Annotated in this window: 23 protein-coding genes and 2 tRNA genes; 15 read left to right on the forward strand and 10 right to left on the reverse strand. The window is 51.8% G+C overall.

Annotated features, from left to right (window positions below; all coding sequences use genetic code 11):
• Positions 1-378 precede the first annotated feature (378 nt).
• A complete protein-coding gene (smpB, locus tag AC0QH1_RS31575) occupies positions 379-840 on the forward strand; it encodes an SsrA-binding protein SmpB (protein ID WP_324635392.1) in 462 nt (153 codons plus the stop codon).
• Between the two features lie 103 nt (positions 841-943).
• Here smpB and rpsU read toward each other — a convergent pair whose 3' ends face one another.
• A complete protein-coding gene (gene rpsU / locus AC0QH1_RS31580; protein ID WP_324635393.1) occupies positions 944-1,126 on the reverse strand; it encodes a 30S ribosomal protein S21 in 183 nt (60 codons plus the stop codon).
• A gap of 391 nt (positions 1,127-1,517) precedes the next feature.
• A complete protein-coding gene (locus AC0QH1_RS31585) occupies positions 1,518-1,667 on the reverse strand; it encodes a hypothetical protein (protein ID WP_324635394.1) in 150 nt (49 codons plus the stop codon).
• 287 nt (positions 1,668-1,954) lie between these two features.
• Between AC0QH1_RS31585 and AC0QH1_RS31590 the strand changes: the two genes are divergently transcribed.
• Positions 1,955-4,666: an EAL domain-containing protein gene (locus AC0QH1_RS31590; RefSeq protein WP_324635395.1), complete on the forward strand. Its 2,712-nt coding sequence runs from the start codon at positions 1,955-1,957 to the stop codon at positions 4,664-4,666.
• A 280-nt stretch (positions 4,667-4,946) separates the two neighbouring features.
• The gene (locus tag AC0QH1_RS31595; protein ID WP_324635396.1) at positions 4,947-5,993 is read left to right on the forward strand and encodes an acyltransferase family protein; all 1,047 of its coding nucleotides are present in this window, start codon (positions 4,947-4,949) and stop codon (positions 5,991-5,993) included.
• 26 nt (positions 5,994-6,019) lie between these two features.
• On the opposite strand, the gene AC0QH1_RS31600 is transcribed toward AC0QH1_RS31595, so the two are convergent.
• Entirely contained in the window at positions 6,020-7,174 is a 1,155-nt protein-coding gene (locus AC0QH1_RS31600) for a glycoside hydrolase family 10-like protein (protein ID WP_324635411.1), read from the reverse strand.
• A gap of 174 nt (positions 7,175-7,348) precedes the next feature.
• Positions 7,349-8,629 carry a glycosyltransferase family 4 protein gene (locus AC0QH1_RS31605; protein ID WP_324635412.1) on the reverse strand — a complete coding sequence of 427 codons (1,281 nt, stop codon included), beginning with the start codon at positions 8,627-8,629 and terminating at the stop codon, positions 7,349-7,351.
• 647 nt (positions 8,630-9,276) lie between these two features.
• Here AC0QH1_RS31605 and AC0QH1_RS31610 point away from each other — a divergent pair.
• Positions 9,277-9,368 (forward strand) — tRNA-Ser (locus tag AC0QH1_RS31610).
• 102 nt (positions 9,369-9,470) lie between these two features.
• Here AC0QH1_RS31610 and AC0QH1_RS31615 read toward each other — a convergent pair.
• The 3 genes from AC0QH1_RS31615 to AC0QH1_RS31625 all read right to left on the reverse strand — a co-directional run bounded on the left by AC0QH1_RS31615 (position 9,471) and on the right by AC0QH1_RS31625 (position 12,203).
• Positions 9,471-10,145, reverse strand: coding sequence for a hypothetical protein (locus tag AC0QH1_RS31615; RefSeq protein WP_324635397.1), 675 nt, complete (start codon positions 10,143-10,145; stop codon positions 9,471-9,473).
• A 184-nt stretch (positions 10,146-10,329) separates the two neighbouring features.
• Positions 10,330-11,127 carry a hypothetical protein gene (locus AC0QH1_RS31620; RefSeq protein ID WP_324635398.1) on the reverse strand — a complete coding sequence of 266 codons (798 nt, stop codon included), beginning with the start codon at positions 11,125-11,127 and terminating at the stop codon, positions 10,330-10,332.
• 140 nt (positions 11,128-11,267) lie between these two features.
• Complete coding sequence (locus AC0QH1_RS31625) at positions 11,268-12,203, reverse strand: serine hydrolase (RefSeq protein WP_324635399.1); 936 nt, start codon at positions 12,201-12,203, stop codon at positions 11,268-11,270.
• Positions 12,204-12,424: 221 nt separating this feature from the next.
• On the opposite strand from AC0QH1_RS31625, the gene AC0QH1_RS31630 reads away from it, so the two are divergent.
• Together AC0QH1_RS31630 and AC0QH1_RS31635 are read left to right on the forward strand one after the other, a co-directional pair.
• Positions 12,425-13,168 (forward strand): C40 family peptidase, encoded by a 744-nt coding sequence (locus AC0QH1_RS31630; RefSeq protein WP_324635400.1) that lies wholly within the window; start codon positions 12,425-12,427, stop codon positions 13,166-13,168.
• Between the two features lie 365 nt (positions 13,169-13,533).
• Positions 13,534-14,796, forward strand: coding sequence for an MFS transporter (locus AC0QH1_RS31635; RefSeq protein WP_324635401.1), 1,263 nt, complete (start codon positions 13,534-13,536; stop codon positions 14,794-14,796).
• An 82-nt stretch (positions 14,797-14,878) separates the two neighbouring features.
• Here the strand turns inward: AC0QH1_RS31635 and AC0QH1_RS31640 are convergent.
• Positions 14,879-14,952 (reverse strand) — tRNA-Arg (locus tag AC0QH1_RS31640).
• Positions 14,953-14,993: 41 nt separating this feature from the next.
• Here AC0QH1_RS31640 and moaC point away from each other — a divergent pair.
• Entirely contained in the window at positions 14,994-15,530 is a 537-nt protein-coding gene (gene moaC, locus AC0QH1_RS31645) for a cyclic pyranopterin monophosphate synthase MoaC (RefSeq protein WP_324635402.1), read from the forward strand.
• Between the two features lie 159 nt (positions 15,531-15,689).
• On the opposite strand, the gene AC0QH1_RS31650 is transcribed toward moaC, so the two are convergent.
• On the reverse strand, positions 15,690-16,220 hold the full coding sequence (locus AC0QH1_RS31650) for a hypothetical protein (protein WP_324635403.1): 531 nt from the start codon (positions 16,218-16,220) through the stop codon (positions 15,690-15,692).
• 267 nt (positions 16,221-16,487) lie between these two features.
• Here AC0QH1_RS31650 and AC0QH1_RS31655 point away from each other — a divergent pair, with 267 nt between their 5' ends.
• Positions 16,488-16,745 (forward strand): 2TM domain-containing protein, encoded by a 258-nt coding sequence (locus tag AC0QH1_RS31655; RefSeq protein WP_324635404.1) that lies wholly within the window; start codon positions 16,488-16,490, stop codon positions 16,743-16,745.
• Positions 16,732-17,043 (forward strand): DUF3181 family protein, encoded by a 312-nt coding sequence (locus tag AC0QH1_RS31660; protein ID WP_324635405.1) that lies wholly within the window; start codon positions 16,732-16,734, stop codon positions 17,041-17,043. The genes AC0QH1_RS31655 and AC0QH1_RS31660 overlap by 14 nt, the downstream gene beginning before the upstream one ends.
• On the opposite strand, the gene AC0QH1_RS31665 is transcribed toward AC0QH1_RS31660, so the two are convergent.
• A complete protein-coding gene (locus tag AC0QH1_RS31665) occupies positions 17,027-17,239 on the reverse strand; it encodes a hypothetical protein (RefSeq protein ID WP_324635406.1) in 213 nt (70 codons plus the stop codon). The two genes, AC0QH1_RS31660 and AC0QH1_RS31665, sit on opposite strands and share 17 nt — an antisense overlap.
• Here AC0QH1_RS31665 and sixA point away from each other — a divergent pair.
• The 6 genes from sixA (at position 17,238) to nuoK (ending at position 23,001) form a co-directional block, all read left to right on the forward strand.
• Entirely contained in the window at positions 17,238-17,741 is a 504-nt protein-coding gene (gene sixA / locus AC0QH1_RS31670) for a phosphohistidine phosphatase SixA (RefSeq protein ID WP_324635407.1), read from the forward strand. The two genes, AC0QH1_RS31665 and sixA, sit on opposite strands and share 2 nt — an antisense overlap.
• A gap of 284 nt (positions 17,742-18,025) precedes the next feature.
• Positions 18,026-19,183 (forward strand): citrate synthase, encoded by a 1,158-nt coding sequence (locus tag AC0QH1_RS31675; RefSeq protein ID WP_324635408.1) that lies wholly within the window; start codon positions 18,026-18,028, stop codon positions 19,181-19,183.
• 763 nt (positions 19,184-19,946) lie between these two features.
• The gene (gene nuoH / locus AC0QH1_RS31680; protein WP_324635409.1) at positions 19,947-21,065 is read left to right on the forward strand and encodes an NADH-quinone oxidoreductase subunit NuoH; all 1,119 of its coding nucleotides are present in this window, start codon (positions 19,947-19,949) and stop codon (positions 21,063-21,065) included.
• Positions 21,066-21,181: 116 nt separating this feature from the next.
• On the forward strand, positions 21,182-21,781 hold the full coding sequence (ndhI, locus tag AC0QH1_RS31685) for an NAD(P)H-quinone oxidoreductase subunit I (protein WP_324635413.1): 600 nt from the start codon (positions 21,182-21,184) through the stop codon (positions 21,779-21,781).
• Positions 21,782-21,951: 170 nt separating this feature from the next.
• Entirely contained in the window at positions 21,952-22,569 is a 618-nt protein-coding gene (locus tag AC0QH1_RS31690; RefSeq protein ID WP_324635410.1) for an NADH-quinone oxidoreductase subunit J, read from the forward strand.
• 126 nt (positions 22,570-22,695) lie between these two features.
• A complete protein-coding gene (gene nuoK, locus AC0QH1_RS31695; protein ID WP_324635414.1) occupies positions 22,696-23,001 on the forward strand; it encodes an NADH-quinone oxidoreductase subunit NuoK in 306 nt (101 codons plus the stop codon).
• Positions 23,002-23,217 lie beyond the last annotated feature (216 nt).

Raw genomic sequence — 23,217 nt, forward strand, 5'->3', positions numbered from 1 at the left:
AGCCGGATGAGGTGAAAGTCTCATGTCCGGTTCTGAATGGGAGGTGAGGGTTGCGAAGCCCTCATCGACCCCTAATAAGATCGAGCTGGCGTCGGATTGAACGAGATTCGCCGCATTCTCCTTTTCTCGCGTAGCAGGTTGATGCTCAGGCGCGCAACACCGATTTGGAGCCACCCGGACACAGGAGTTTTCGAGAGATGAAGCAATAGGCTGTAAATCCTACGGTGGGAAGGGATACGCCCTTCTCATCAAGACACCACCACCGGGCGTAGCAGGTGGTGGTGCATTCATAAAACGATACCCTAGAAGTTAGAGGCGATCGCCCTGTATGGGACGCGATCGCCTCTAGCTCAAGTCTTTACACCGACATATTTAGGAATGGGAAAAGCAGGAATTAAAATCGTTAGCGACAATCGCCAAGTTCGGCACTTATACGAGATTCTCGAAACCTACGAAGCGGGCGTTGAACTCAAAGGAACCGAGGTGAAGTCCATTCGAGAAGGTAAAGTTAATTTACGCGATGGTTATGCCGTGCTTCGCGGCGGCGAACTGTGGCTGATTAACGTTCACATCTCGCCCTATCAGACGGCTAGTCTGTATTTTAACCACGACCCGCGCCGCTCCCGCAAGCTGCTGCTCCATCGTTGGGAAATCCGCAAGCTGATCGGCAAGGTGGAACAGAAAGGGTTAACTTTGGTGCCCACGAAGATGTATTTAAAGCGGGGTTTGGTGAAAGTGGAAATTGCTCTGGCGCGAGGGAAGAAGATTTACGATAAGCGAGAAACGCTAAAAAAACGTGCCGAAAAACGCGAAATAGAACGGGCGTTGAAAAATTACTAGGCGGCGATCGCTCATCCCCCTCTTGCCGATATTTATCCGTTCGATCGCGGGGGCGCTTCGCCCCACTTACCTACTGCGCGATCGAGTGGATATGCTTGTGTTTTTAACGGCGATATCGGCGCTTGCGTCGGCGGGCGATTTCTTTACGCTTGCGCTTTTCTTGGGGCGTCTCGAAGTGCCGTCGCCGCTTCATATCCGCATAAATCCCTTCTTTAGCAACTTGTCGCTTAAAGCGACGCAAGGCAGATTCAATGGCTTCGTTTTCTCCGACTACAACTTGAGTCATAGGTTCTCCTTCTAAACGTCAGTAAATTACTGGGCTTGTCTGTGTTTCGCCCAGAAGAAATGGTGAAGTTCGAGCTGCCCGTGGTTGCACGGGGGTTCGATGGCTGTTGCAAATGGTGCCTCGGGCACCCACTTTCTGTGGCTACAGCGAATGCACTGACAGCTTCCCCCCTACCCTCTATGGTTTTTGCAGGCTGGGGGTGAATGTCTTAGATCGTGAAAATTTAACCGCTTGTGTTTGTCTGTTAATCTCAAAAACAAACACCACAGCCGAACTTCGCTTGCAATATATCTTAACACATCGGCGGCTAAATCGATCGCGAACTTTGAGCAGAGAATTTTTGGTACAGGTTAACAAGGACTGGAAAGAGGGCAATAGTATTATGAGAATCTCAGAGATTGGCTCTCAGGGGCGGTGGATCCGCAGCGATCGCCACCGAGGGTCTCGACACCCCCCCGATCGCTTTGCCCCTACCCCACTCCCAACAACCGCCTGACCTCGGTTGCGCCAGAACCGTTCGACTCGTTTTTGATGCAAGCATTTTTTAAGTTTACGCCAAATTTTTCCTCTTGAATTAAGAACCCTTCTAGAATTGAATAAAAAACGCTTGCAAGAGTTTTATAAAATAGCGTAAAATCTAAAAAATCAACTGCCACTGGGGGTCGCGAGCGGCCTGCGGGAAATTTACAAGGCGATCGGCATTTCACCCCGTCGCAATTTTTTTTGTTAATTTCGCATTAAAACTGACAAAAATAGGATAAAATAGAATATAGATAAACCGGGGTGCTAGCACAGGGTAAATATCAGTCGATCTGGGAGAAGAATCGGATGAATGGGAGGAAAAAGCAACCTAAATTACAGCCGATACTCGAGCGGGAAAACTTACTCTATCGGTTAGCCAGCAGAATTCGCCAATCGTTAGAGCTGCAAGAGATTTTGACCACAACGGTGCAGGAAATCCGATCGTTTTTAGGCACCCATCGAGTCAAAATCTATCGGTTTGCATCCGATGGAAGTGGGGAAGTGATTGCAGAAGCGATCGCCGGACCAGAATTACCCTCCATGCTGGGTCTATGGTTTCCCGCCACGGATATTCCACCCGAGGCGCGCGAGTTATTTGTCAAAGCGCGTCAGCGAGTCATCGTGGATGTCACCTCTAGACGCAAAACCATCAATCAACTCGATTCGCCCCAAACCGGGGAAAACTTGGTGAATGCCGATATTCGCTATTCCCCAGTGGATCCGTGCCACGCCGAATATCTGAGCAATATGGGGGTATGTTCCTCGTTAGTGGTGCCGATTTTGCATCAAAAACACCTCTGGGGATTGCTGGTGTCTCACCATGCCAAACCGCGACGCTATTCCGAAAGAGAACTAGCAATTGTGCAGTTGCTCGTGGATCAATTATCCATCGCGATCGCGCAGTCTGACTTGCTCAGTCGCACGCGACAACAAGCCCTCGATGAAGCGGCGATCGAGAAAATTAGCTGTTTGCTCCACTCTCCCCTGAAAATCACCCAAATTCGACAAACGGTGCTCAAAGAAACCGTCACCGCACTGCAAGGAGACGGGGGCAGACTTTATATTACCACCGATGCCAGCGGCGCACCGGCGCAACTCTACACCTATGGCACCCAACCCGATCGCGAATGGATTGAAGAAACCTTCTATTGGCAACAGCTAATGAATGATGGCACGTCGGATTCTCCCGGTAAAATTCTGGCCGCCAATACCGACGAAGCCCTAGCCAACCCGGAACTTTTAATGCCTAGCCTGGATGTCACCTTACAACCCAATGGAAAAAAAGTAAACGCTGCAAAATACCCGGTGATGCAAGACATTTCTCTGAGCATCCACACCATTACCGATATTTACAAAACCCCGCAATTTCAACCTTTAGTCTCTGCCTTCCAGTACACACCCATTCGCTCGCTTCTGATCGTTCCGCTTAAATATCATCAACAATGCGTCGGCTGTCTGACGATTTTCCGACACGAAAGAGAAACCGAAACCTTATGGGCGGGACGCAATAATGGCGATCGCCGCAATCACCGACCGCGTGACTCGTTTGAAGTGTGGCGAGAACTCAACAAAGGAGTGGCCAAAGCCTGGACATTTCCGGAAATCAAACTGGCGCAATCTTTGGGCATTCATCTGTACATGGCCATTATGCAAAGGCGAGTTGAAAACATGATTCGCCACCAAGCTTACCACGATCGCCTCACCGGTTTGGCCAATCGCATGCTGTTTAACGAGCGACTCTCATTAGCCTTAGCGAATGCCGATCGGCGCGGCGAAATGCTCGCTGTCGTATTTCTCGACTTGGACGGATTTAAAACCATTAACGATACCCTCGGACATGCCATCGGCGACCAAATCCTGCAATCTGTGGCCAAGCGCCTCACCGACTGTATGCCGAAAGGGGATAGCATTGCCCGGTGGGGAGGCGATGAGTTTACCTTCTTGCTCGATCGCATCAAATCCGCTGACGATGCGGCTGGGGTGGCGCGGCAAATTCTCGACACTTTGACAGCGCCTTTTATCCTGAACAATCGCGAATTTTACATCAAAGCCAGTCTGGGAATTGCACTAGCTCCCTATGATGGAGAAGATACGGAAACGCTGTTAAAAAACGCCGACGCAGCGATGTACCGCGCGAAGCAACAAGGGCGCAATACCTATCAGCTTTATACCCCTGCTTTGGGCACGAAAGCCTTTCACCGACTGCAGTTAGAAAACAGTCTCCACAAAGCGTTAGAACGGGAAGAATTTTGTTTGTACTATCAGCCGCAAGTGGAGTTAAAAACTGGTCGGCTTATCAGCATGGAAGCCCTGATTCGCTGGCAGCATCCCCAACGTGGATTGATATCCCCGGGTCAGTTTATTCCTTTAGCAGAAGAAAATGGGCTGATTTGTCCCATCGGAGAATGGGTACTTGCTACGGCGGCGGCTCAAAATAAAACCTGGCAGTTAGCGGGATTGCCCCCAATTCGGATGGCGGTCAATCTTTCCCTGCGTCAATTGCGCCAAAAAAACTTGTTCGATACCATTACGCGCATTTTAAGGGAAATGGGTCTGGCTCCAACCAGTTTAGAATTAGAAGTCACCGAAAGCATTGCCATGCAAGATCCAGAATTGACAATCGGCGTGCTACAGGCATTGCAGAAAATGGGGATTCATATCGCGATCGATGATTTTGGTACGGGGTATTCTTCTCTCTCGTCTCTGAAGCATTTTCCCCTGAATAAACTCAAAATCGATCGCTCGTTTATTCGCGATGCAATTTCGGAATCCTATGATGCAGCAATTGTCAATTCGATTATCTCTCTCGGGCATGGATTGAATTTAGAAGTGATTGCTGAGGGGGTGGAAACGGTGGAACAATTGGAGTTTTTGCGATCGCTTAACTGTGATTCCGTGCAGGGCTACCTGTTAGGCAAACCCCTCCCCGCCGAGGCGGCGACTGAACTGTGCCGTAAGTCCACCCTGTTCAGTGATAAGGGTGACGCAAAACAGCGCGATCGCCCTATTTGGTCCTGATAACCCTATCTCCCCTCGGGCATCCTCCCGCCCGTCTCGCGATCGGCAATGGCACCCCCTTGCCGATCGCATCTTCATTCCCCGAGTAACGCGCTTCACGATATAATCTTTTTTAAAACACAATCCCGGCACAGTTCCGTTTCCCCACCCAAACTGGAAAAAGCACCAGAGAACCCACAAGGTACCTGGGCTTGAGTTGAAACGGCGATCGCGCTGTTTTGCATCGCTCATTTCCCCACTCCAACGCCCACAGCTTGTTGCCTCTAAAAACCCATCACCAATGGACAAAAAACTTTACTTTCACAAGCTGGATGCCATTCGAGGAGTTGCCTGTCTCTATGTGTTAATTCACAACTTCGTTTATGGCTTATACTCGTCCAACCTCATTCCCTTCCCCGTAAAACTGCTGTTTGCTGCCGGACAAGAAGCGGTCATTGTCTTCTTTATTCTCAGTGGCTTTGTGGTGCAATTATCCGCCCTCAAGCATCCCCAACAACCGTTTAGAACTTTTTTTCTCAAGCGATTTAGAAGAATCTATTTCCCCTTAGTGATTGCCATGCTCGTTTCCCTGGGGGTATGCTATTTCAACGGCAGTTTAGCCTCCATATTTTCCTGGCGCGATGTGGCAGGCAATCTTATTTTACTCCAGGATTTTGGCAGCGTTAAGCCCGGAACCTGGTTTTATCCATTTTTGGGAAATTTACCTTTATGGTCTTTATCTTATGAATGGTGGTTTTATCTGCTATTTTACCCGATAAATTTACTATTTGGCGTCCAGTTTAAACGAATTTACTACGTCCTCGCGTTTTCAGCTTTTTCCTACTTCATCTATTGGCTTTATCCCAATCAAATTTCTCTGATTTCCGCGTATTTTATTATCTGGTGGACGGGGGTAGAAGCGGCAACCCTCTACGTCAAATCTCGCCAATTAAATTTTCAAGCCATGCGCCCGATTTTTGTCTCTTTGGGGGTGATGTTACTGGTGACGGGGTTGCCGATTTTGGGGGTGGAGGAACTTCGCCTCGGATATTACCCGATTTTGATGTTCCGTCACTTTTTGGCGGCGCTGGTGGCATTTGCGATCGGCACCTACTGGTATCAAAAAAAATTAGCCCATTTTGAAGTTATCTTGGGGTGGTTTTCTCCGCTTGCGCCCATTTCCTACAGTCTCTATGTGTTGAGCTATCCTATTTTGATTCAATGGGGGTTGCAATCGGCGTTTCCCGATAGTTGGCTGGTTTATTTCCTCAATTTCGGGTTATTGTTCGCCCTGGCGTATTTGGTAGAAATCAAACTCCAACCGTGGGTGAATCGGTGGATTAAATAAATTTACCCGGCATGTGGGAAATCGTGCTAAAAAAGACGTTTCAGCCAATCGCCGATCGCCGAAAGTCCCGGAGGGTGGAACCGGGGTTTTTGCTGCGCGATCGCCTGTTGCTTCAGTTCGGCGGCGGTGGGAAACGCGGCGGGTTTGGCATAAGCGTGCGATCGCAACACTTTCGCCAATTCATCGTTATCCTGGCGCAATCCTTCGTAAAAGAATAGCACTTCTCCGGGAAGATGGCACGCGCGATTGCAGGCGATCGCCTGCAACAAATCTTCTGCCCCAATCCGATATTTCCCTAACTTAATCAAAATCCCCGGTGCAATGCGCGGCAAATGCTGCGCCTCGTACTGTCTGTAGACCATCTCTCGCACAATCTGCTGGTAGCGTTTCGCGTCGCGGCGATAAATCTGCGGGTGCATCAAGTCCACAATTTCTCGTTCTATCCAAGTGCGAGAATCTTGCAAATATTCGGATAAGCACCAGCGATAGATATTGGGCGACAGGGAAACCAATAAATTCTCGTCAATTCCCTTGACATCTCGATACAGTTGTGCTAAGAACTCCGTGAGAATATCCGCCCGCCACTGCAGCCATTGGCGCTGTTGCGGATTGTCTGGCGGGTCGCGATCGAAGGTGTCGCGATAGCGTTGAACGGTGAATGCATCGTAACCGCCCTCACTGGGAAGGGCCGGCAGGCGATCGTCCCCTTGGATACCTGCGATATCGTAGCGGGTGGCCACTTCCAGGATTAAATCGCGGATGAAGTGCTGTACCGGGGGATAGAAGGCATTCATCCACTCGAAACCGTTTTTGCACAACAGATTCCCGGCGCGATCGCGGGCGGCCCAGTCGGGTTTTTTCTCTAGCAGCATCCCGCCATTGCAATTATACGAACTGGCAAACCCATATTCAAACCAGGGAATCACCGCCATGCCGCATTTTTTGGCTTCGGCGATCGCTTCGGCTAAGGGATCGCGCCCTGCAAACCGGGGATCGATTTCTACGCCAAAAGTGCGATGCATTACGGCACTGGGATAAAGGGTGAGTCCTCGGGTCCAGACTACTGGAAACAGCACGTTAAATCCGGTTTCGGCCAAAAAGGCGATCGCTTCGGCAATCCTGTCGCGCGATCGCCAGAGGTTACTATCGGTGGTGGGCATCCAAACGCCCCGTATTTCCATCATTTCAGCTCGTGCGATACAAAACAAAGCGCCGCAGGATTTCTCCTACGACGATAAAATTATAGTGCTACATTCGCGACTGCGTTAGTTGCGGGAGAGAGGTGGAGAAACCGGGTAGGTTTGCCCACTCGTGAGAGATAGAACCCCGGTTTCTTGTCCCTTTACTCTTTTTCCCTAGGCGATCGCTTTCACCAAGCTTTCCCCTTCTTCTGCCGGTTCTTCTTTCAGCAGACTCTCGTATAAATCGCTCAGTTGTGCGGCGACGCCATCCCAGCTAAATTTGTCTTCCACGCGCTTGCGTGCGGCTTCACCCAGGCGATCGCGCCATTCCATGTCGCCGAGAATGCGATCGATGGCTTCTGCGAAGGCAGCATCGTCCTGTGGCGGACATAATAGCCCGGTTTCTTCGGTTTTGACGCTGAACTGCAAACCGCCTACATCGCTGGCGATCGCCGGGGTGCGGCTGGCCATTGCTTCGATGGCTACCAACCCGAAGGGTTCGTAGTGACTGGGAATCGCACAAACGTCAGCCGCCGCAAAGTAGGTGGGCAGCACATCGTCGCCGATGCGTCCCGGGAAGGTGGTTATCTCGCGCAGACCTAATTCATCCACAATCCCCTCGATGCGATCGCGCTCGATGCCATCCGCTTGTCCCGGACGCGACCCGCCACCGATTATCAGTTTCAGGCGATCGCTGTGTCGCACGCGAGAGCGACCCACGGCCCGCACTAAGGTTTCGATCCCCTTGCGCTTGTCAAAGCGTCCCACATAGAACACCACTTTCTCATCCGGGTCGATCCCCAGGGTGGCGCGGGCGTCGGCTTTTCGGATCGAACCAAAGCGGTGAATGTCCGTCCCGCAGGGAATAATATCGATGGTGCCTTTCTGCGACACCAGCGATCGCATGTGTTCTTTCTCCTGCGGACTGGTGGCTACAATGCGCTCTGCAGTTTCCAAACATTCTTTTTCCACCGCCAAGCGCGTGGTGGCAATCGTCGGGATCGCCGACACTGCCTTATATTTCACCGCCCCCAAGGAATGGTAAACGTGAACCTGCTTGATGGGTTGCCGTTTCTTCAGCTCCATTCCCACCCAGGAAGACAGCCAATAGTTCGTGTGAACGATTTGATATTGTATGCCTTCTCGTTCCTGAAACTCTACCAGCCCTTCCACAAACTCGGGCAAAAATTCAAAAATTTCTTGCCTCGGGACGAATGCTTCCGGACCGGCCACCAGCCGAATCGTCCGACAATTGGGGGCATGTTCTACCACCGTGGGGGATTTGGCATCGGCTTTGCGGGTAAACATATCCACTTTCCAGCCCCGCTTTGCCAGTGCTTCTCCCACCTGTCGCACGTACACATTTTGTCCGCCTGCCTCTTCTTTACCAATTTCCACTGCGGGATCGCCGTGGACCGAAATTAAGGCAATATGTTTACTAGCTTCTACCGCCATAGTTTTTTTTTTCACCGGAATTCGACAAAAGCAGCTTGCAGATTCGTTTCACGAAACCCGCCACTGCCCTCTTCGACCGAGGGAATGTTGCAGAGATCTCCCGATCTCGCCGATTCCTCTTATCTCTATAATACTCGATCGGGGTGACAAGCGATCGCCACTTTGGCAAGTTCTGCCCCTACATGGAGCGATCGCCCATTTTTTTGAGTCCTCCCTCAGGACTTGAGGTGAGAACCCACAGGGAAATCTTTCCCTCGACCTACCATCTTTTTAAACTCCTTTCAGATTTACTCCCTCCTTACTCCACTGCGATTGTCTGGACTTCCCCCGCTTAGGTGGGCAATCCCGAACCCGCAGCCGTTGGTGGTTTTGAGTAACTCCACTTCCTCTTACCGATTATGGCTATAATATTTTAGCATTTTTTTATCTTTTTGACAAGCGCCCCCCTCTTCTGGCCGATCGCCCCCGTTTGAAATCTGCAATCTCCCAGGGATACAATCCTTTCATGGCGGGGATAACCAATTAACAATTGTCAATATCCCCACAAACTGGCTTCACCGACAGCCCCCAAAAAAAATTTGCAAAATCGATCGAAAATCCACTTTGCAACCCGAAAAACATCTGCTATGATAAAGAAGTGTCACCGAGGAGAGGTGGCTGAGTGGTTGAAAGCGGCAGATTGCTAATCTGTTTTACGGTTGGTAACGCCGTAACGAGGGTTCGAATCCCTCCCTCTCCGTTTCCGGCACCCCCCAGGGCGATGCCAAAATAATTTCTGACTCCCCCATTCTCTGACCCAGAGAATGGGGGAGTGGTTTATTGGACTAGTCTCCCTTCGCCATTACCAGCGATAACCGACGCTGACATACCCGATGGGAAACGGGAAAACATCATCATAGAAAAATATCATGCCCCCCACATGACCGCCGAGGTACCAACCGCTGGTCCATTGGTAATCGCCGCCAATGGTGGCATAGGGTAAGGCGATCGCCAAAGTTCCCACACCCCACGCCGGATTAAACCGATCCGCGATCGCCGATTCAAAATACTTCTTATAAGAGATCCCCAACGACGCATTAATTCCCAGGACGCTATCCACCCCGCGCGCATCGGTAGTCACCCAACCAAACGTCGGTAAATCAAACCCCGCACTATAGCGATAAGAATCGGGAAAGCGGACCTGGGCGAGTTCCCCAGATCCGGACTCCGGCGAACCCTTCCCCGTCGGCAAAATTGCCGCTTCGGTAATCAACTCCCATTTATCCAGACTCACCGACACTTCAAAATCCCGCAGCGATCGCCCTTCTCGGTTCGGGGGGGGAACCCTTGCGCCCGGTTGCGGTGGCGACTCAGGCGCGAGATCGGACGCGAACTCAGGCAGTGGATCCGCAACCCTGGGAGACTGAGCGATCGCTGGTGGAACCCAAGGGATCCCCAACCCTGCCAACCCCGCCAACGCCATCGATCCGACCCAATTTTTTCTCACACCCATCATAATTAATTTGAATAAACGCATTTGTTGCACCGATTCGATCGACCCCTGCGCCTTGCCAACTGGCGATCGCCGCTAAACGCCTCGCGCATCGGCGTAGCAAGCATTGAGTATAGAGAAAACCCGAATTTAGCGAAACCCCCAGACAGTGAGTGTCCTGCGGTTATCGGGCGATCGCGCCAGAGTGCAATACCTCAGCATAACCCATTTAAAATGCATAACCGCCACCGATCGCCACCCCAACCTCAATATCCTCCACATATCCCACCTTCACCCCAGTGGTAGCAATAAACCGCGAAAACAGCCGCCAGTCAATGCCCGCCGTGCCAAAAAAGCCAATAAAATTATCCGAATCCGTGGAAATCGCCACCCCGCTGCCAATATAAGGCGCGACATTCACCCGCAGCTGTTCATCCGTATCCTGGAGGGGAAAATCAATCGTCACCGGCACTTCAAACAACACATGTTCCCCGAACAAAACCGCTGGACGCAACGAGACTTGTTCCAGCAGTCCGATTTTGCTAAACAAGGCAAACCCGCCATCGCCCAGGGGACTCGCCGCATTGTCAGCATTGATCCCCACCTGCAGACCCGCCGCCACATAACTCGGACCAGACAGAGTAGTGCGACCCGGATCGAGTTCGTCATCATCATCGATCGCCAAATGTTCGGGTGGGGCGGGAGGGAGTGACCCCCCGGGGGAGAATGGGTGGGCGTCGATCGCAGAGAATTGAGCCGCATTCAGCGCCTGAGTTCCCCGGAGTAACATGGCGCGATCGCCGGCATTGTCTGCTGGAGGCGCTATGGTGGCCACCGTAGGGGACTCGTCATCAACTCCACCGGAATCGAGAGAATACCCCCCGCGATCGCCCGCCACTCCCGCCACCCCCTCATCCATCGGCGGTGGCGACACTTGGGCGATCGCCGCTAAATTTTCCCCCACCCCCGTCAGCGCCACCGCGCCAACACTCAGCCAAAACATGCCTCTCGCTAATGTAAAAATCACGCCTCACTCCTCACACCAATGTGAATTTTCGCTTCTAGATTGGCGATGGAAATCTTCACCGGATCCCAGGGCTTTCCCGAGACGCTGATTCCATCACCGGCCCAAAACAATCGCCTAGTCAGGGTGCAACCCGCGCCGGCTTACAGTTCTTGCACTGCACTCGCCACTTGTTGCGACACAAACGGCAAAATTGCTTCATTCTGACTTTGCGCCTTTCCTTGTGTAAACACCACCAACAAATAAGGGGACACCCCGGGCAATTCAATATAGGCGGCATCATGGCGCACTTGACTGGTCAACCCTGCCTTCGACCAGAGTTGAGCATTCTCGGGCAAACCCGCCCCCAAAAAACCCGTCACCTGATTTTCCGGATCCGCCGCCAGTTCTTCTGGGTCGAGAGAACGTTCCATCAGCTTCATCATCCCTTGGGATGCCTGGGAAGAAACCGCCACCCCACCCACAATACTGTGTAACAGACGAGCGGTAGCATTGGTGGTGAGCATATTGCGATTTTCCATTAACTCGCCGAGGAAAATTCGTTCCCGCCCGTAGGGTCCATCGCACCAGGTTTTTTGATTGACATTGATGCTTTCGAGTTCGGGCCATCCGAGGGACTGAAAATAGCGGTTGACAATATTGCGCTGCTGCTTCCAGGTTTCAAAGGGGGCGGGCGGTAACTCCGGACCGCTGGTGGTGCCGGTTAGTACATCGACCATCAAACTGGTGGCATCATTGCTCGAATCCACGATCGCATCTCGGATAGCGCGCTGCAATTCTGGACTGGTGACAATCATCTCTTTTTCCAGCCATTCGTAAACCGCCACGAGATAGAACAGCTTGACCACGCTGGCGGGGTAAATGCGCTCTAACCCCCGATAGGCATATCCTCGGATGGGATGATTCCAGAAGGCATCTGGACTGAGGGCACCACCGGTATTCACCGACACCGGGGGGTCGTAGACAATCCAGGTTAGGGCAATTTGGTTGCGGGCTAAGTGGGAAAATTCTGCCCAAGTTGTTTCTAAAATGCGATCGCCGATACTGTCGAGTTGTTCGTCTTTTCGGAAAAATGTCATGGTTTGTTGCAAGCTGGGATTGGGATTACAAGAAGGGGGAAACGACGCCAAGGGTCAATGTCAGGGGGTAAGCTTCTCGGAAGGCGCGATCGCGCCTATTTTATCTCTCGCCTATTGACGTTGCGTCGCGCAGAATTTTGGTCAGCGTCGGGGGGCGTTGGGTTTATCGGTTATTTTTTCTGGGTTATTGTTTATCGTTGGGTTACTCATCCTGGACAATTATGGTTTCTCTGAGTCAATTAACATCTAGCTGTGCCAGCACAGTGCAGTATCGATGCCGAGTTCATTTAAACATTTATGATTCCCCCAGATGCGACAGCTTGGCAACTCAAGCCACGGCGGGGCGTCACTTGCGAATTGTACTCCCCCAGGGGGAGGAGTCGAAGCTGTGGTCTGCAAGTCGCGCCGGGGAGTCTTCTGAGGCACTGAAAGTCTTGCTGTGTGAAGATGATTATCCCGGATGGGTGAAAATTGCCGATATCGAGCATCTGCAAACCGCCCCTCGCCCCTATCAGCCGACGCCGAAGTCTCGCGAAGACATCGAACCGCGATTATCTACCGCGATCGCCTTTACATACGATGCCATGCAACGCCCCAACGAGTACCTCTGGGGCGGCACCATCGGCCCGAATTACGATTGTTCCGGACTCATGCAAGCTGCCTTTCGCGCCGCTGGCATTTGGCTGCCCAGAGATGCCTATCAGCAAGAGCCTTTTACGCGATCGATTCCCCTGCAGGAGTTACAACCCGGGGATTTGGTGTTCTTCGGTCCGGCGGAAAAAGCCACCCATGTGGGACTTTATCTCGGCGAGGGTCGTTACATCCATAGTTCTGGCAAAGAAGTGGGTCGCAATTGTGTCGGGATCGATTCTCTTTGCGATACCCAACACCCCGTCAGTCGCCACTATTCCCAACAACTGCGCGGCGCAGGTCGCGTCATGTCCAGCTATCAGCCCGGAATTTAGTTACATCTAAATTGCATATTTCATTTTTCTCATTTTTCTCATTTTCTCGTTCCCCCCAGGGGGGAATGCCCATCCCGAGGTTCCGCCTCCTCCCGCGTCCTCTACCCCAATCCCACCCACAGACTCAACGCCACCCTCTCTTCAGATTATTCTATCGCGAAATATGCAATTTAGATGAATTGTAACTCCAAATAGAGGTAAGCGATCGCCTGAGTAGCCCCACCTCAGTCCCCCCATACCGGAACGCCGGATCGATTCTTAACATTCCTTAACAATTGGAAAAAAAAACATTAGCATGAGAGAGGTGGGGGCATGTTGGTGCCCCCAATGGATTGCTGAGATTTACAAGAAGGGAATGAAACGCTTTGAGAGTATTCTGGGAGATTGAGGCACAGCGTCGCAACAGCCTCTTGATATTATTTGGTGCGGGGTTATTGTTTTGGGCGAGCATTGCCTCGTTGCTGCCCACCCTACCGCTTTATGTGGAATACCTGGGCGGAACCAAGGGACAAATCGGGTTAGTGATGGGGGCATTTGCCTTGGGGTTGCTGCCCTCGCGCGCCTGGTTAGGACCGTTTGCGGACCGCCGGGGGAGAAAAATCGTTTTACAGTTAGGGGCCACCGTGGTAGCGATCGCCCCGTTGGGGTATTTAATCGTCAACTCGATTCCCCTGCTGATGGTGCTGCGGGCGTTCCACGGAATTAGTATTGCCGCATTCACCACCGGATACAGTGCCTTAATCGCGGATTTGTCACCGCCGCGCAAGCGGGGGGAATTAATTGGATATATGAGCTTAGTGAATCCCCTGGGGGTGGCGATCGGACCGGCGGTGGGGGGATATATCCAACAATCTTTGGGGTATGCGCCCTTATTTTTCATGGCCTTTGCCCTGGGAAGCCTCAGTTTGCTGTGTATTTTCCCCGTCAGCGAAACTTGTGGGGAGAGTTTGAACCCCACCGAAGCATCTCCCCAAAATCGGCAACCCTCAGCGCCAACCGAATCCTTTTGGCAGGTGTTGTCCAGTCCTCAGGTGCGGGTTCCCGCCTTTGTGATGCTGATGGTGGGGTTAGTGTTCGGCACTGTTGCCACATTCGTGCCATTATTTATTAAAAATAGCCAGATCGACATTAATCCGGGATTGTTTTATAGTGCCGCCGCCGTATCCAGTTTTAGCCTGCGCTTATTTACCGGAAAGGCATCCGATCGCTACGGGAGGGGGTTGTTTATTACCAGCGGTTTGAGCGCATATTTTCTGGCTATGCTGATGTTGTGGGGGGCCAAAGAGCCGGCGAGACTGTTGTTTGGGGCATTGCTGCAAGGATGTGGGGCAGGGATGGTGATTCCGATGATGCTAGCGCTGATGGCCGATCGCTGTGCGCCACACCAGCGGGGTCGATTTTTTGCCATGTGCGTGGGGGGGTTTGACTTGGGGATTGCCTTGGCAGGCCCGATTTTGGGAGCGATCGCCGCCGAAACCGACTATCGGAGTCTGTTTGCGATCGCCGCAACGATGGCACTGGTGGCGATCGCAGTATTTGTCACCGCCTCGAGTACAACCCTGACGCGCTCCATCAAATTTGCCTTTGGGCGAGAAAAAGACTGGTATGCCCTGCAAGAATCCAACTAAAATGAGCGCTCCCATAAAAAGTTTGAGTTCTGAGCTATTTCATTCGCTCAGAACTCAACTTTCGGAGACTATGATGTTTTAACGGGCTAGGAGGGATTCGAACCCCCGACACCGTGGTCCGTAGCCACGTGCTCTAGTCCACTGAGCTACAAGCCCTTGACTCACCAAAATTAATAGTAACACAGCTTTTGGGAAAAATGAAACCAAATTCTGAAAATTTTTCTAAAAATTCTTCAAACCCTGACCAGCTAAGCCATTTAGACGATAAAAATCAAGCACAGATGGTGGATGTTTCGGGAAAAGCAGCCACCAGGAGGCAAGCGATCGCCCTCGGTCGGGTGCGGATGTCCACAGAGACCTTAGCCAAAATCCAAGCCGGAGACGCCCCAAAAGGAGAAGTGCTAAGCACTGCCAAACTAGCAGGTATTATGGCCGCCAAACAGACCTCCCAGCTCATTCCCCTGTGCCATCCCTTACCCCTGCACAAAATTGACCTTCAGATCGTTGCAGATCCTCAGCTACCCGGATATGAAATTCGCGCCCTCGTCATCACCAAAGCCGAAACCGGGGTAGAAATGGAAGCCCTCACCGCCGTTTCCGTCGCTGCCCTTACCCTTTACGACATGGCCAAAGCCCTAGAAAAATCCATTGAAATCCAATCCATTCGGCTGCTGAGCAAGACAGGCGGAAAATCTGGCGACTATCAAGCAGCGCCAGAAACCAAGCAGGGATGAGAGTTGACGGGCAATGCGGCAGAATTCAGCGTCGATTTCAACCAGGCGAGAGTGCGAAGATCGTGGATGAAAATGAGATTTTGATGTGGGGGAAATCAAGCGAGGGGAAGAATTCGACTGGGTTGGGGGATAGAAGAAATCGAGAAAAAAAATTCCCACTCAGCGCGCCTTGGGTGCAGAATACTGCTTGAGGATTTCCTCTCCTCGGCGAACTAAGGGTTGAGAGCCTTCGATCATCAACAAGTAACCCCCTTGTCGAACGTGATGGTGGTAGATGCCGACAGTGGTGCCTTCTCCCAAGAAGCCAAATAAAGCTCCAACCACGGCACCGGAGAAGCCGCCCACGATGCCGGCGGTAGGGATGAGGAGCATCAACGTCAGGGTGAGGGAGGTATCGAAGCCCCAATGTAAAGCCAGAAACACAGCCAAACCCGCCACCGTGCCTACCGTGCCGGTGACGAGAGCGAAACGGCGGGCTTTGTGCAGGGCGATTTGCATGGGTTCCAACAACCCGACGCGATCGGGAGAACTGTAGCCTTGGCCGACGATCGCCAGATGCTCGGGAGAAATCCCGTGGTACTGTAACAGTCGGTAGGCTTCAAAAGCCGCCGCTTCATTGGATAGGGGAACGATCGCCAGAAAGGTCTGGCGCTTGGTAGAATTTTGCCGGAGTAATCGTGCGGGAGTCACAAAACTTTTCAGGTGAAGGGGTGGTGAATGTCTATTTTGCATTTTATCGTTACTTCTGACTCGAAGGCGGGCCGTTAACTCTAACTTAATCAAATTGGCAGTATTAGGTTTTACAACTTATATTGAAAAGCTCAGCGCGTGGCCCCGAGATCCGCCGCAGGGGAAGTTATCGTAGAAGCATCAGTCCAATGCGCCCTAAAATAAAGAAGTTCAGACTTTGGTGAACAAGGTTCGCCAAGTCGGCTTAAGTGTTGAGACAGGATAGTTATGCCTCCGCGTTGGCCTCGCAAACCCGACCGCAAGGATCCCGAATTTCGCAAAATTGACGATCGCATGAATTTTGCCGTTCATGTGGCAATTTTTGCCGCCAGCAATTCCGGGGTCTGGTTTTTCCGAACCGTGCAGTTTGCCCAGTGGACTTGGAGTGTCTGGTTTACGGGCAGTTGGCTGCTGATTTTAATCGCTCATGCGATTTATGTTTTCTTAATTGCAGATTATTCATCCGATTATTATGGCAAATCCTAATACCACGAAAGAAATTGAAAACCTTGCCGCGCAAATTGCCGACAAGGTTTATCTCGACATTGCGAAATGGCGTCTGCGTTTAGATGATGCTCATTTGCACGTCACCTTAGCCGAACAGCTTTATCCGTTGCTGACCGAAAGTCCCGCCATCGAGGAAGCGGAGGTGGTGAAAGTTCTGGAAGGAATCCCAGTCAACCTGGGGGGAGGGCGGCGACAATTGCCGTTATTGGAGTTAATTCCCACAAGCTGCCAAGTGGATTTGATCGGCACCTTAGAAGAGTTTAAGCGCGAACTTTAATCGCGATCGCCCTTTGGGGTGGGCGAGTTGTGGGACTTCCCCACTGTTCCACAGGGGAGGAATCGGGAATGGGCGATCGCCCGGGCACCCTCCCCACGGATTGAAACACCGCCGCTGCGATCGCCCCTGTGGCATGATTCCCCAGACAATTCCCGCCGGGGTTCCCTGACCTTCCACCGCATCTAACCCACACCATGAGCAAAGACACAAAAGTTTATTTAATCCGCCACGGTATCGCCGCCAACCGGGAAGACTACCCGCAAGATGAAGCGCGTCCCCTGACCAAAGAGGGGATTCGCAAAACCCGGAAAGTGGCCAACCGACTGCAAGAACTGGATCTACAATTCGATGTGATTTTGACCAGTCCGTTAGTGCGGGCCAAGCAAACCGCCGAGATTCTGCAAACGGCAGGATTGGGCAGCCAAATTAAAGAATCCACCTCCCTCTCGCCGGCTGGGGATTTGAATAATTGGTTGAACTGGTATCGCAAATGGCGTCAGTCTGGCGGACAGTGCGTGGCACTGGTGGGGCATCAGCCCGATTTGGGAAATTGGGCGGAAATTTTAGTCTGGGGAGAAGCGCGAGAGCGCCTGGTGGTTAAAAAAGCCGGGGTGATTGGTGTGATGCTGCCAGAAACCGGGGATCCGGTGGGCAACAGTTCCATGTTTTGGCTGACCCCACCGAAACTGCTGCTGTGATGTCCGGTGGGGGGTCTGAGGGTAACAAGTCGGCGTTGAGGAATGGCTCTGGTGGAGGTATGCTCTCCATGAACCAGACCCCCATTGGCAGGCGATCGCAATTCCCCCCGGGGGCATGACCCAATTTGTCAGTGAACGATGATAAAGTTAAGAATTATTTCGGAAAGGAGACTCTAAACCCTTTGGGGAAATAGAAATAAAGTTTTTATGTAAAAAGGCTAACATTTCAAGAGGATCTGGTAAGTTAGCTTGATGGTATTTCACTAAAGCAAGGGCTAAAGCTTATGACTGTCGCCGGCGACTTAAAGACAGGTTTTGAATTTAAGCCAGGTTTAGAAGGCGTTCCCGCTACTCTATCGAGCATCAGTTATGTAGATGGCAAGAAAGGAGTGCTCGAATATCGCGGGATTCCCATCGAAGAACTGGCAGCCAACAGCAGTTTCCTGGAAACCGCTTACTTATTGATTTGGGGCAATCTGCCGACTAAAGATGAGTTGAATGCCTTCGAGCATGAAATTCGCTATCACCGCCGGATCAAGTATCGGATTCGGGACATGATGAAATGCTTCCCAGAAACCGGGCATCCCATGGATGCGTTGCAAGCCTCTGCGGCGGCGCTGGGATTGTTTTACTCGCGTCGGGCATTAGACAATCCCGCCTATATCCGCGCCGCTGTGGTGCGGTTGTTGGCCAAAATTCCCACGATGGTGGCGGCATTTCAATTGATGCGCAAAGGCAACGACCCGGTGCAGCCTCGGGATGATTTGAGCTATTCCGCCAACTTTTTGTACATGTTGACCGAGCGCGTACCGGATCCTCTGGCGGCGCATGTGTTTGATGTGTGCTTGACCCTTCATGCAGAACACACCATTAATGCTTCTACCTTCTCGGCGAGAGTGACGGCTTCGACCCTCACGGATCCCTATGCGGTGGTGGCATCAGCGGTGGGAACCTTGGCAGGTCCGCTACATGGAGGAGCGAATGAAGAAGTGATCGACATGCTGGAAAAAATTGGCTCGAAGGAAAATGTTCGGCCCTATGTGGAAGATTGCATCGCTCGCAAAGCGAAGATTATGGGCTTCGGTCACCGGGTGTACAAGGTGAAGGATCCGCGCGCGATCGTCCTCCAGAATTTGGCCGAAGAGCTATTCGAGAAGTTTGGTCGGGATCGATATTATGATGTGGCGGTAGAAATCGAGCGCGTGGTTGAGGAAAAACTCGGCCAGAAGGGGATTTACGCGAATGTGGACTTTTATTCGGGTCTGGTTTATCGCAAGTTGGGCATCCCCACGGATTTGTTTACGCCGATTTTCGCGATCGCTCGCGTCGCCGGTTGGCTGGCCCACTGGAAAGAACAGCTAAACGAAAACCGCATTTACCGTCCGACTCAAATTTACACTGGCACCCACGGCGCTCCTTACATTCCCACAGAAGAACGATAAGGCACTCAACAACCCTCCGTTAACCCTGTCGAGCCTAACGGGGGGATTGAGAATCGAGAATTGAGACTTGAGAAAGAATTCAAAAATGCTCAGTTCTCAATTTCTCTGGTGTTGGGGCGGGTCGAAATTCCGCGATCGCTGGGGTTTCATGGCACAGTCTACCCGCTCCAACCCGCTTTCTAGTTCCCCCCTCCACCGGACCGGACCGTTAAAAAACTCCGCCTTGAACTCCACCCGGGGGCGTTAAATTGTTATTAATCTGTAATTCAATAGTTAGCAATTGAGAATGAAAAATGGAGAATTAAGAGTGTAAGGCTTTTTCAGATCGCAAATCGCAAATCGCAATGTCTCTCGCCTGGGGAAATCAGGGGCGAAACGACGAAAGAGGCCCGAACGGATATAACCCGGGAACGATAAATTTTAGCTTATGCGTCTCCCTGGCTTTTTCAATGCTTATCCTTGGGGGGAAATTTTATATTGTAATCCAATTAATTCAGATTTTATAGAAGCTAAAAAATTTTTATAGCCCGGTGGAATCCGGGGCGAAAACAGTTGGGTATAAAATAAAAAATAAAGCTCAGGTCTCCCATGCCAGGGGATTGCACAGTGGTAGTGTGCGGCAAGAGGTTCACCCGCTCTGGGAGAAAAAAGACATGCATGCAGACTGAAACTCAGACTCCTCCTCGATTTCTGGCGTCCCCCCTCGGGTTATACTGTTACTGAGTTCCAGTCGTAAGAAATCTTCACAATTTCTCAACAAAGCATGAACCCAGGTATTGACCTACAAGGAAGTTTTATAAAAGTCCTGACGGATTTAGGCGTTCCGGCGACGGTGGCGAAAGTCATTTGGATGCCATTGCCGATGATCCTGATGCTGCTGGCCGCCACCGTTGGGGTGCTGGTATCAGTGTGGCTAGAGCGGAAAATTTCTGCTGCTGCCCAACAGCGGATCGGCCCGGAATACATCGGTCCGTTGGGAATTCTAGCGCCTGCTGCCGATGGGATGAAGCTGGTCTTCAAAGAAGACATCATTCCCTCGAAAGCGGATCCGTTGCTATTCACCCTAGGGCCGATCCTGGTGGTGTTGCCGGTGTTCGTTTCCTACTTAATCGTGCCATTTGGGCAAAACCTGCTCATCAGCGACGTGGGAATTGCGATTTTCCTGTGGATTGCCCTATCGAGCATTCAGCCGATTGGCTTGCTGATGGCCGGCTATGCCTCCAACAATAAATACTCCCTGCTAGGGGGGTTGCGGGCAGCGGCGCAGTCGATCAGCTACGAAATTCCCCTCGCCTTGAGCGTGGTCGCGGTGGTGATGATGTCCAACAGCCTCAGCACCCTGGATATCGTGGAACAGCAATCGAGCTACGGTATTCTCGGATGGAATATCTGGCGTCAACCGGTGGGTTTTATCATCTTCTGGATCGCGGCGCTGGCGGAATGCGAACGCTTGCCCTTTGACCTTCCCGAAGCGGAAGAAGAACTCGTCGCCGGCTATCAAACCGAATATTCCGGCATGAAATTTGGGTTGTTTTATGTGGGTTCCTACGTCAACCTCGTTCTTTCTGCCTTGCTGGTGGCGGTGTTGTACTTGGGGGGATGGGAATTTCCGATTCCAGTGGAAACCATTGCCAATTGGATCGGCATCAGCGAGACCACTCCTTGGTTGCAGTTGATTACCGGGATGCTGGGCATCACCATGACCTTACTGAAAGCTTACTTTTTCGTGTTCCTGGCGATTCTGCTGCGCTGGACCGTGCCCCGGGTGCGGATCGACCAGTTGCTCGATTTAGGCTGGAAGTTTTTGCTGCCGGTGTCCCTGGTGAACCTGCTGTTAACCGCTGCCTTGAAACTGGCATTTCCCTTTGCATTTGGCGGGTAATCGGCGGATGGCGCTGAGGAAAAGTGCCTAGGCCGAATTATAGGCGACGCCGTTGCGTCGTCGGAGTAGCCAGATCGAGGAGCCTTCTACCGATTGAATCAGAGAAAACAACCATGCTGAAATTTCTCAATCAAATTAGCGAGTACGCAAAAGAGACCGTTCAATCTGCCAAATATATTGGTCAAGGACTGTCCGTTACCTTCGACCACATGCGCCGTCGTCCGGTAACGGTGCAGTATCCCTACGAAAAACTGATTCCCTCGGAACGCTACCGGGGTCGGATTCACTTTGAATTCGATAAGTGCATTTCGTGCGAAGTGTGCGTGAGGGTTTGCCCGATCAACCTGCCGGTGGTGGATTGGGAATTCAACAAGGAAACCAAAAAGAAAAATCTGAAGCACTATAGCATTGACTTCGGGGTGTGCATTTTCTGCGCCAACTGTGTGGAATATTGCCCCACCAACTGCCTGTCGGTGACGGAAGAATACGAACTGGCGGCTTACGATCGCCATGAATTGAATTTTGATAACGTCGCAATGGGACGGTTGCCTTACAAGGTCACGGAGGATCCAATGGTCACGCCGTTGCGAGAACTGGCGTATCTGCCGAAAGGGGCGATCGATTCGCACGATTTACCCCCGGGCAAGCAACGCGCCGGACAACGCCCAGAAGAAATTCTGGAACAGATGGAACAAGCGGAAACGAAGCAGCAGTAGGGAAAGTTGGCGGAGGGGCTGACGATCGATGGCGAGTGCTGTGCCATCGCGATTAGCCCCACGCCCCACTGGAACCATGATGCGATTTAAGCGATCGCGGTTAACCCACTGACCCACTTTCATCGATCGAGATCGAGAATTTTGACGCAAGGAATAAGGACGACAAAAAAGTGAATTTAGCTGAAGGCGTTCAGATAGTTTCGTTTGGCATATTGGCAGCTATGATGATTGGAGCCGCATTGGGCGTGGTGCTGCTGTCAAATATTGTCTATTCAGCCTTTTTGCTCGGGGGCGTGTTTATTAGCATGGCCGGCCTGTATTTGTTGCTGAATGCCGATTTTGTGGCTGCTGCCCAAGTGTTGATTTATGTGGGAGCAGTGAACATTCTGATTTTGTTTGCCATCATGCTGGTGAACAAGCGGGAAGATTTCCCGAAGCTGCCGAAATACTGGATTCGTCGGGGAGCCACTGCTGTGGTTTGTGCGGGGGTGTTTGCCCTGTTAAGTACGATGGTGTTATCCACTCCTTGGGCGGTGATGCCGATTCGTGCCACTGCACTGAGTTCTACCGTACAAATCGGCGAGCATTTCTTTAGCGACTTTTTGCTGCCGTTTGAGTTAGTGTCTGTGCTGTTGCTGATGGCAATGGTAGGGGCAATTCTGTTGGCTCGCCGGGAGTTGGTGCCGGCTCGAGAGCTGCTGGAAACTGAGCAGAAAACTGACCTCCAGTTACCGGAACGTCCTCGAGAACCGGTGGCGGCGATCGGGAGCACCACCGACAAGGAGTAAAGCGGAACGCAGAAAAAGGCGAGTGCAAATTGCGGGTTTTGGTTGACCTTTTTCTGGTTCAATGGGTGGAGGACTACCTGCATGGAAATCACAACCGTTGGAGCATACGAAGCAAAATAGATGGTACTGCAACTCGAGTATTTTTTAGTGTTGGCGGCGGCGCTGTTCTGCATTGGGATTTATGGCTTGATTACCAGCCGCAACGCCGTGCGCGTGTTGATGTCAATTGAGTTGCTGCTCAATGCGGTCAATCTCAATTTGATGGCGTTTTCTAATTTTCTGGACTCGGCGGCGATTAAAGGCCAGGTGTTTGCCGTGTTTGTGATTACGGTGGCGGCGGCGGAAGCTGCGGTGGGTCTGGCGATCGTGCTGGCTATCTATCGCAACCGCGATACGGTGGATATGGAACAGTTCAATCTGCTCAAGTGGTAGCGATCGCGCTTTGGGAAGGCTGCTGGCCTGCAATCCGCTAGCCGATACACCGGACGATTCATTACCACAAAAACCGGGTTTTGTCAATAAACCCGGTTTTTAATTTAGCTTCTCGGCGGGAAGCCCCGCGCTCTACCCTTGCTTGGTGAGCGTCGGGATGAGAGCCAGGGGAAATGGAGGGGTTCGATGCCCCTCCATTTCCCGAATCGGAGGAGT

This window comes from Phormidium sp. CCY1219 (assembly GCF_055795085.1).

Coding starts and splice junctions, on each gene's coding strand:
- smpB (WP_324635392.1), top strand. CDS start 379: ATGGGAAAAGCAGGAATTAAAATCGTTAGCGACAATCGCCAAGTTCGG.
- AC0QH1_RS31605 (WP_324635412.1), bottom strand. CDS start 8,629: ATGGCGGTAGAAGCTAGTAAACATATTGCCTTAATTTCGGTCCACGGC.
- AC0QH1_RS31595 (WP_324635396.1), top strand. CDS start 4,947: ATGGACAAAAAACTTTACTTTCACAAGCTGGATGCCATTCGAGGAGTT.
- AC0QH1_RS31660 (WP_324635405.1), top strand. CDS start 16,732: ATGGCAAATCCTAATACCACGAAAGAAATTGAAAACCTTGCCGCGCAA.
- AC0QH1_RS31675 (WP_324635408.1), top strand. CDS start 18,026: ATGACTGTCGCCGGCGACTTAAAGACAGGTTTTGAATTTAAGCCAGGT.
- moaC (WP_324635402.1), top strand. CDS start 14,994: ATGAAACCAAATTCTGAAAATTTTTCTAAAAATTCTTCAAACCCTGAC.
- AC0QH1_RS31630 (WP_324635400.1), top strand. CDS start 12,425: ATGGTTTCTCTGAGTCAATTAACATCTAGCTGTGCCAGCACAGTGCAG.
- AC0QH1_RS31665 (WP_324635406.1), bottom strand. CDS start 17,239: ATGGTGTGGGTTAGATGCGGTGGAAGGTCAGGGAACCCCGGCGGGAAT.
- AC0QH1_RS31655 (WP_324635404.1), top strand. CDS start 16,488: ATGCCTCCGCGTTGGCCTCGCAAACCCGACCGCAAGGATCCCGAATTT.
- AC0QH1_RS31590 (WP_324635395.1), top strand. CDS start 1,955: ATGAATGGGAGGAAAAAGCAACCTAAATTACAGCCGATACTCGAGCGG.
- AC0QH1_RS31585 (WP_324635394.1), bottom strand. CDS start 1,667: ATGCTTGCATCAAAAACGAGTCGAACGGTTCTGGCGCAACCGAGGTCA.
- nuoH (WP_324635409.1), top strand. CDS start 19,947: ATGAACCCAGGTATTGACCTACAAGGAAGTTTTATAAAAGTCCTGACG.
- AC0QH1_RS31615 (WP_324635397.1), bottom strand. CDS start 10,145: ATGCGTTTATTCAAATTAATTATGATGGGTGTGAGAAAAAATTGGGTC.
- rpsU (WP_324635393.1), bottom strand. CDS start 1,126: ATGACTCAAGTTGTAGTCGGAGAAAACGAAGCCATTGAATCTGCCTTG.
- sixA (WP_324635407.1), top strand. CDS start 17,238: ATGAGCAAAGACACAAAAGTTTATTTAATCCGCCACGGTATCGCCGCC.
- AC0QH1_RS31625 (WP_324635399.1), bottom strand. CDS start 12,203: ATGACATTTTTCCGAAAAGACGAACAACTCGACAGTATCGGCGATCGC.
- AC0QH1_RS31600 (WP_324635411.1), bottom strand. CDS start 7,174: ATGGAAATACGGGGCGTTTGGATGCCCACCACCGATAGTAACCTCTGG.